We start from the raw sequence: 5,829 nt of genomic DNA on the forward strand, positions 1-5,829 counted from the left end.
GCAGATTCCCTGGGACCGGGAGGACAAGTTCGCGATGCCGGTCTCGGTCTGGGACGACCTGATGGCCACGAACTTCCCGAACTCGGGCTGGGTGCGGTTGCACCGCGAGACTCTCGACGCGCTCGCCGCGTACAAATCCAGCCACGGGATGCTCGGCTTCGACGACGCGGTACTGCGCCTGCTCGACACCGCCGAGGAGGACCCATGAGCATCGAGCTGACCAGGTCGCAGGCCAGGGCGCGCGCGGTCGCCGACGCGGTGCTCTACGAGGGCTACCTGCTGTACCCCTACCGGGCGAACTCGCGAAAGAACCAGTCGCGCTGGCAGTTCGGTGTCCTCGGCCCCACCGGGGCGGCCGCGACCGGACTCGGCGAGGAACCGCAACTGTCGGCGCAATGTCTGCTCGACGCGGGGGAGTCCGCCTCGGTCACGCTGACCGTACGGTTCCTGCAGTTGCAGCGCCGGACCGTCGAGGATGCCGGGCACACACCGGTCGCCGAGCTCGTCGCCGAAGGCCGATCGTGGATCAGATGGGACGAGGCGGTCGAGTGCGAACAGGTGATCGGTCCGCTGCCGCTGACCGATTGGACTGCGCGGCTGACGATTCCGGCCGGCATCGACCACGAGGCGATCTCCGGCCCCGACGGTGCACCGGCCGGACGACTGGTCCGACACCGCGCGCACCTCGACGGGGAAGTCGAGTTGACCGTGGACCGTGACGAGCGCTTTCTGCGCCTCAGTGTCACCCTCCGCAACACCGGCGCCCCCGCGACCGACCAGCACGACGCCATCGCCCGCTCCCTGATCGGCGCGCACGTCATCGCCGAAACCGAAGGCGCCCGGTTCGTTTCCCTGCTCGAACCGCCGCCCGACGCCGAAGCGGCCGTCGCCCGATGCTCCCACCACCGGTGTTTCCCGGTGCTGGCCGGGCCACCCGGTGACCACAGCATCGTGCTGATCTCGCCCATCATTCTCTACGACCACCCCGAGATCGCCGAGCAGAGCGAGGGACCGCTGTTCGACTCCACCGAGATCGACGAGATCCTCACCTTGCGCGTGATGACCATGACCGACGAGGAGAAGGCCCAGGCCCGCGCGACCGACGAGCGGGCGGCGCAGATCATCGACCGCTGCGATGCGATGACACCGGAGACATTGCAGCAGCTGCACGGTGTCCTGCGGAACCCGCACGCCGAGCAGGCCGCGCTGATCCCTGAGGTACCCGACGGTGTCGACTGGTGGGACCCGTTGGCCGACAACGCTGTTCGCCCCGATGCCGACGCGATCCTGGTCGGCGCGGTCCGGGTCCGCAACGGGACAAGGGTGCGTTTGCATCCGTCTCGGCGCGCCGATGCCCACGACCTGTTCTACGACGGGCGCACCGCCAAGGTCGTCTCGGTGCACGCCGATGTCGACGGGCAATCCCACGTCGGCGTGGTCATCGAGGACGACCCCGCCGCCGATCTGCACGAATGGTACGGCCGGTACCTGTATTTCGCCCCGGAGGAGATCGAACCGCTCGACAGCCCACGAGAATGAGAGAAGAGGTCGATCATGACGACGATAGGAATGTTCGCGGTGGCGGTGGCCGCCGTGGTGGCTGTGGCCGCCGCGGTACTCGGCGTGCGTTCGATACCGGATGTCCAGCGCTATCTGAAGATCCGCCGGATGTGAGATGACGGCGCGAGTGCTCGTGGCGGGGATCGGCAACATCTTCCTCGGCGACGACGGTTTCGGACCCGAAGTGGTGCGGCGACTACCGCCGCACGGCGAGACCGTGCGCGTGGTCGACTACGGCATCCGTGGCATGCACCTGGCCTACGACCTGCTCGATCCGTGGGACGCGCTGGTGCTCGTCGACGCCGTCCCCGACCGCGGCGCACCCGGTACTCTCGCGGTCTTCCACGCCGAACCCGACCCAGCGGGCGCGGCGCAGCTCGACGCGCACGCCATGAACCCCGACGCCGTGTTCGCGAGCGTTCGCGCGCTGGGCGGAACCCTGCCACCGACCGTCGTCGTCGGCTGCCAGGTCGACTCGGTAGAAGAAGGCATCGGCCTGTCCGACCCGGTAGGTGCCGCGGTCGGTCCTGCCGTCGAGGCGGTCGCAGCGGTTCTGGCGCGATTGGTCGCCGATCCGACCCCGATGGTCGCCGACTCGCACGGGCCCGTCGCGCCGTCGAACCGATCGGAGGGGTGAACCATGTGCCTCGGCATCCCCGGACAGGTCGTGGAGATCCTCGACGGATACCACGGGCAACTCGCCCTGGTCACGGTCTCCGGCGAGAACCGCAAGGTGAACATCGGTCTGCTGGAAGAGGATCCGGTGCATCCCGGGGACTGGGTGATCATCCACATGGGTCTGGCGGTCGAGAAGACCGACCAGGCCGGCGCCGCCACCGCACTGGCCGGGCTGAATCTGCTCGGACGAGGCGAACAGTCATGACCGCCGACCGGCAACGTCGGCGCCTCGTGGTTCGCGGGGTGGTGCAGGGCGTCGGCTTCCGGCCCTTCGTCTACACGACCGCCGCCGAACTGTCCCTGTCCGGGTCGGTGGCTAACGACAGCGCCGGGGTGATCATCGAGATCGAAGGCGCCCCCGCCGATCTGGACGAGTTCGCGCGACGCCTGCGCGAGCGCCCACCGCCGTTGGCCGTCGTCGAATCGGTCGACCAGAGCATCGTCGCCTTGCGCGGCGGCACCGGATTCCGTATCGCCGACACCACCCGCGACGGTGGCGGCCGCACCCTGGCTTCACCCGATGTCGCGATCTGCGCCGACTGCGCCACCGAACTGGCCGATCCCACCGACTGGCGCTATCGGCACCCCTTCATCAACTGCACCAACTGCGGCCCCCGGTTCACCATCATCGCCGAACTGCCCTACGACCGGTCCCGCACGTCGATGGCCGACTTTCCGATGTGCGCCCACTGCGCCGCCGAATACTCCGACCCCGCCGACCGCCGCTTCCACGCCCAGCCCATCGCGTGCCCGGACTGCGGCCCGCGTCTGTCCTACCTCGGCCCTTCCGGCTCATCGGCCGAGGGGCCGCTGGACTCGGCGCGAAACCTGTTGCGCGAGGGCGGGATTCTCGCGGTCAAAGGCATCGGCGGTTACCACCTCGCCTGCGATGCCACGAACGAGCGCGCCGTGGCCACCTTGCGGGGCCGAAAGCGGCGAGGCGACAAGCCTTTCGCCGTCATGGTTCCCGACCTCGGCACCGCGCGCACGATCGCGGAGGTCGACGACACCGCCGCGCTACTGCTCACGGGCCCCCAACGCCCGATCGTCCTGCTTGCCCGCAGAGCCCCCGTCCGTATCCCCGCCGGGGCGGCGTCCGATGCCGACTCGCACGACATGCTCGATCGCGACACCATCGAACTGGCCCCTTCGGTCGCGCCCCGCAACCCCGACCTGGGCGTCCTGCTCGCCTATACACCGCTGCACCTGCTGCTGTTCGGCTTGTCGGGCGACCGGCCCGTCCCGCGGGTGCTCGTGATGACCTCCGGCAATCTCGGTGGCGAACCGATCTGTTTCGACGACGAGGACGCCCGCACCCGCCTGGCCGCCCTCGCTGACGGCTGGCTGTCGCACGACCGCCGCATCCTGACGCCCTGTGACGATTCGGTCGTGCGCGTGGTCGACGGTGTCGAGCTGCCGCTGCGCCGCTCCCGCGGGTATGCGCCGCTCCCACTGACCCTGCCGGTCCCGGTGCCGCCGACGCTGGCCGTCGGCGCGGACCTCAAGAACACCTGCGCGGTCGGCGAGGGCCGCTACGCCTGGCTCAGCCAGCACATCGGCGACATGGACGACCTGGCCACCCTGCGCGCCTTCGGCTTCGCCGCCGAGCACCTCGCGGAACTGACCGGGGTAGCGCCCACCCAGCTCGTCACCGACGCGCACCCGCGCTACCGCTCCACCACCTGGGCGCGCACCCACGCCGAAGGCCGTCCGGTCCACACCGTCCAGCACCACCACGCGCACATCGCCGCGGTCATGGGCGAACACGGACTCGGCGCCTCGGACACGGTCACCGGGATCGCGTTCGACGGCACCGGATTCGGACCCGACGGCGCCATCTGGGGTGGTGAAGTCCTGGCCGCCGGCTACAAGGGCTACCGGCGTCTCGCGCACCTGAAATACGTGCCGCTCGCGGGTGGGGACGTCAGCGTGCACCGGCCCTACCGGATGGCGCTGGCGCACCTGTGGTCGGCCGGACTGGACTGGTCGGACACGATCGCCTCGGTCGCCGTCTGCCCTGCCGACGAACGAGCGGTGCTGGCACACCAATTCGGCTCCGGCTTCGGGTGTACCCCGACGTCGAGCATGGGACGGCTCTTCGACGCCGTGTCCTCGCTGGCCGGGGTTCGCCACACCGTCGACTACGAAGCCCAGGCCGCGATCGAACTGGAGGCCCTCGCGCGCGCCGCGGATCCCGGCTCGCGCACCTACCGGTTCGGCCTCGATCACACCGCGGACCCGGCGGTGATCGACCCGGCCCCGGTCGTGGCGGCCGTGGTCACCGACGCCGTTCACGGCGTCCCGGCCGCCGTGATCGCCGCGCGCTTCCATCACGCCGTGGCGGCGCTGGTCCTGGACCTGGCTCTGGATTTCGCACCCCACCCGACGACCGTCGCGCTCTCGGGTGGGGTGTTCCAGAACGCGTTGCTGCTCTCGGCAGCACGCACCGCGCTGCGCGACAACGGATTCCACGTCATCACCCATCGCCGACTGCCGCCCAACGACGGTGGTCTCGCGTTCGGACAACTACTCGCCGCCGGTGCGGGTTGAGCGAAAGGAGAGCAGCGATGTGCCTGGCAGTCCCGGGAAAGGTGCTCAGCCTGCACGAACGCGACGGCACCATGATGTCGGTCGTCGACTTCGGCGGCGTGCACAAAGACGTGTGCCTGGAATACATTCCGGACGCGGCGATCGGCGACTACGTAGTGGTCCATGTCGGTTTCGCCATCCAGCGCCTCGACGAGGAATCGGCATTGCGCACACTGGCCGAATTCGAGCACCTCGGTGTGCTCAACGAGGAGTTCGGCGACGGGTTCGCCCTCGCCGCCAGACAATCCGGGCTCCCCGATCCCACGGCAGAACCGGCAGCGACCGACTCCGGCGCCGGCGACGACACGGAGGTGACGTCATGAAGTATCTCGACGAATTCAGTGATCCCGACCTGGCGAAGAAGTTGCTCGATCAGATCCGCGGGGCCACCTCCCAGCGGTGGGCCATCATGGAAGTCTGCGGTGGACAGACTCATTCGATCATCCGCCACGGCATCGACCAACTGCTGCCCGACGAGATCGAGATGATCCACGGCCCCGGCTGCCCCGTATGCGTCACCCCGCTCGAGGTGATCGACAAGGCGCTCGAGATCGCCGCGCAGCCCGGGGTGATCTTCTGCTCCTTCGGCGACATGCTCCGGGTGCCGGGCAGCGAACGCGATCTGTTCCGGGTCAAGAGCGAAGGCGGTGATGTGCGAGTGGTGTACTCGCCACTGGACGCGCTCACCATCGCCAGGCAGAACCCCGATCGGCAGGTGGTGTTCTTCGGCATCGGCTTCGAAACCACCGCACCGGCCAACGCGATGACCGTCTATCAGGCCAAACGGCTGGGCATCGAGAACTTCTCGCTGTTGGTCTCGCACGTGCTCGTTCCGCCCGCCATCGCCGCGATCATGGAATCGCCGAAGTGCCGGGTCCAGGGCTTCCTGGCCGCCGGACATGTCTGCAGTGTCATGGGCACCGAGGAGTACCCGCCGCTGGCCGACAAATACGGAGTGCCGATGGTGGTCACCGGCTTCGAGCCCCTCGACATCCTGGAAGG

General features: G+C 68.9%; 8 protein-coding genes. All 8 read left to right on the top strand.

Annotated elements, in window-relative coordinates; all coding sequences use genetic code 11:
• The coding region (locus ACFWF3_RS21525) for a DUF6084 family protein (protein WP_379315020.1) at window positions 1-208 on the top strand (208 nt) is incomplete at its 5' end.
• Window positions 205-1,539: a hypothetical protein gene (locus tag ACFWF3_RS21530; RefSeq protein ID WP_379315021.1), complete on the top strand. Its 1,335-nt coding sequence runs from the start codon at window positions 205-207 to the stop codon at window positions 1,537-1,539. The genes ACFWF3_RS21525 and ACFWF3_RS21530, both read left to right, overlap by 4 nt.
• A 15-nt stretch (window positions 1,540-1,554) precedes the next feature.
• Window positions 1,555-1,674 carry a DUF6893 family small protein gene (locus ACFWF3_RS21535; RefSeq protein WP_378987304.1) on the top strand — a complete coding sequence of 40 codons (120 nt, stop codon included), beginning with the start codon at window positions 1,555-1,557 and terminating at the stop codon, window positions 1,672-1,674.
• A gap of 1 nt (window position 1,675) precedes the next feature.
• A complete protein-coding gene (locus ACFWF3_RS21540; protein ID WP_379315022.1) occupies window positions 1,676-2,197 on the top strand; it encodes a hydrogenase maturation protease in 522 nt (173 codons plus the stop codon).
• A 3-nt stretch (window positions 2,198-2,200) separates the two neighbouring features.
• The gene (locus ACFWF3_RS21545) at window positions 2,201-2,443 is read left to right on the top strand and encodes a HypC/HybG/HupF family hydrogenase formation chaperone (RefSeq protein WP_378627973.1); all 243 of its coding nucleotides are present in this window, start codon (window positions 2,201-2,203) and stop codon (window positions 2,441-2,443) included.
• Window positions 2,440-4,788 carry a carbamoyltransferase HypF gene (gene hypF / locus ACFWF3_RS21550; protein ID WP_379315023.1) on the top strand — a complete coding sequence of 783 codons (2,349 nt, stop codon included), beginning with the start codon at window positions 2,440-2,442 and terminating at the stop codon, window positions 4,786-4,788. Before ACFWF3_RS21545 ends, hypF begins: the two co-directional genes overlap by 4 nt.
• Window positions 4,789-4,805: 17 nt before the next feature.
• Window positions 4,806-5,150 carry a HypC/HybG/HupF family hydrogenase formation chaperone gene (locus ACFWF3_RS21555; protein WP_378987292.1) on the top strand — a complete coding sequence of 115 codons (345 nt, stop codon included), beginning with the start codon at window positions 4,806-4,808 and terminating at the stop codon, window positions 5,148-5,150.
• Window positions 5,147-5,829, top strand: a 683-nt coding sequence (gene hypD, locus ACFWF3_RS21560) for a hydrogenase formation protein HypD (RefSeq protein WP_379315024.1), incomplete at its 3' end; no start/stop codon positions are given. The genes ACFWF3_RS21555 and hypD, both read left to right, overlap by 4 nt.

The sequence above is a fragment of the Nocardia sp. NPDC060220 genome, assembly GCF_042727815.1.
Lineage (GTDB): Bacteria > Actinomycetota > Actinomycetes > Mycobacteriales > Mycobacteriaceae > Nocardia.

Excerpts from the sequence above, each read along its gene's own strand:
- ACFWF3_RS21530 (WP_379315021.1), top strand. The coding sequence starts at position 205 with ATGAGCATCGAGCTGACCAGGTCGCAGGCCAGGGCGCGCGCGGTCGCC.
- ACFWF3_RS21540 (WP_379315022.1), top strand. The coding sequence starts at position 1,676 with ATGACGGCGCGAGTGCTCGTGGCGGGGATCGGCAACATCTTCCTCGGC.
- ACFWF3_RS21555 (WP_378987292.1), top strand. The coding sequence starts at position 4,806 with ATGTGCCTGGCAGTCCCGGGAAAGGTGCTCAGCCTGCACGAACGCGAC.
- ACFWF3_RS21545 (WP_378627973.1), top strand. The coding sequence starts at position 2,201 with ATGTGCCTCGGCATCCCCGGACAGGTCGTGGAGATCCTCGACGGATAC.
- hypF (WP_379315023.1), top strand. The coding sequence starts at position 2,440 with ATGACCGCCGACCGGCAACGTCGGCGCCTCGTGGTTCGCGGGGTGGTG.
- ACFWF3_RS21535 (WP_378987304.1), top strand. The coding sequence starts at position 1,555 with ATGACGACGATAGGAATGTTCGCGGTGGCGGTGGCCGCCGTGGTGGCT.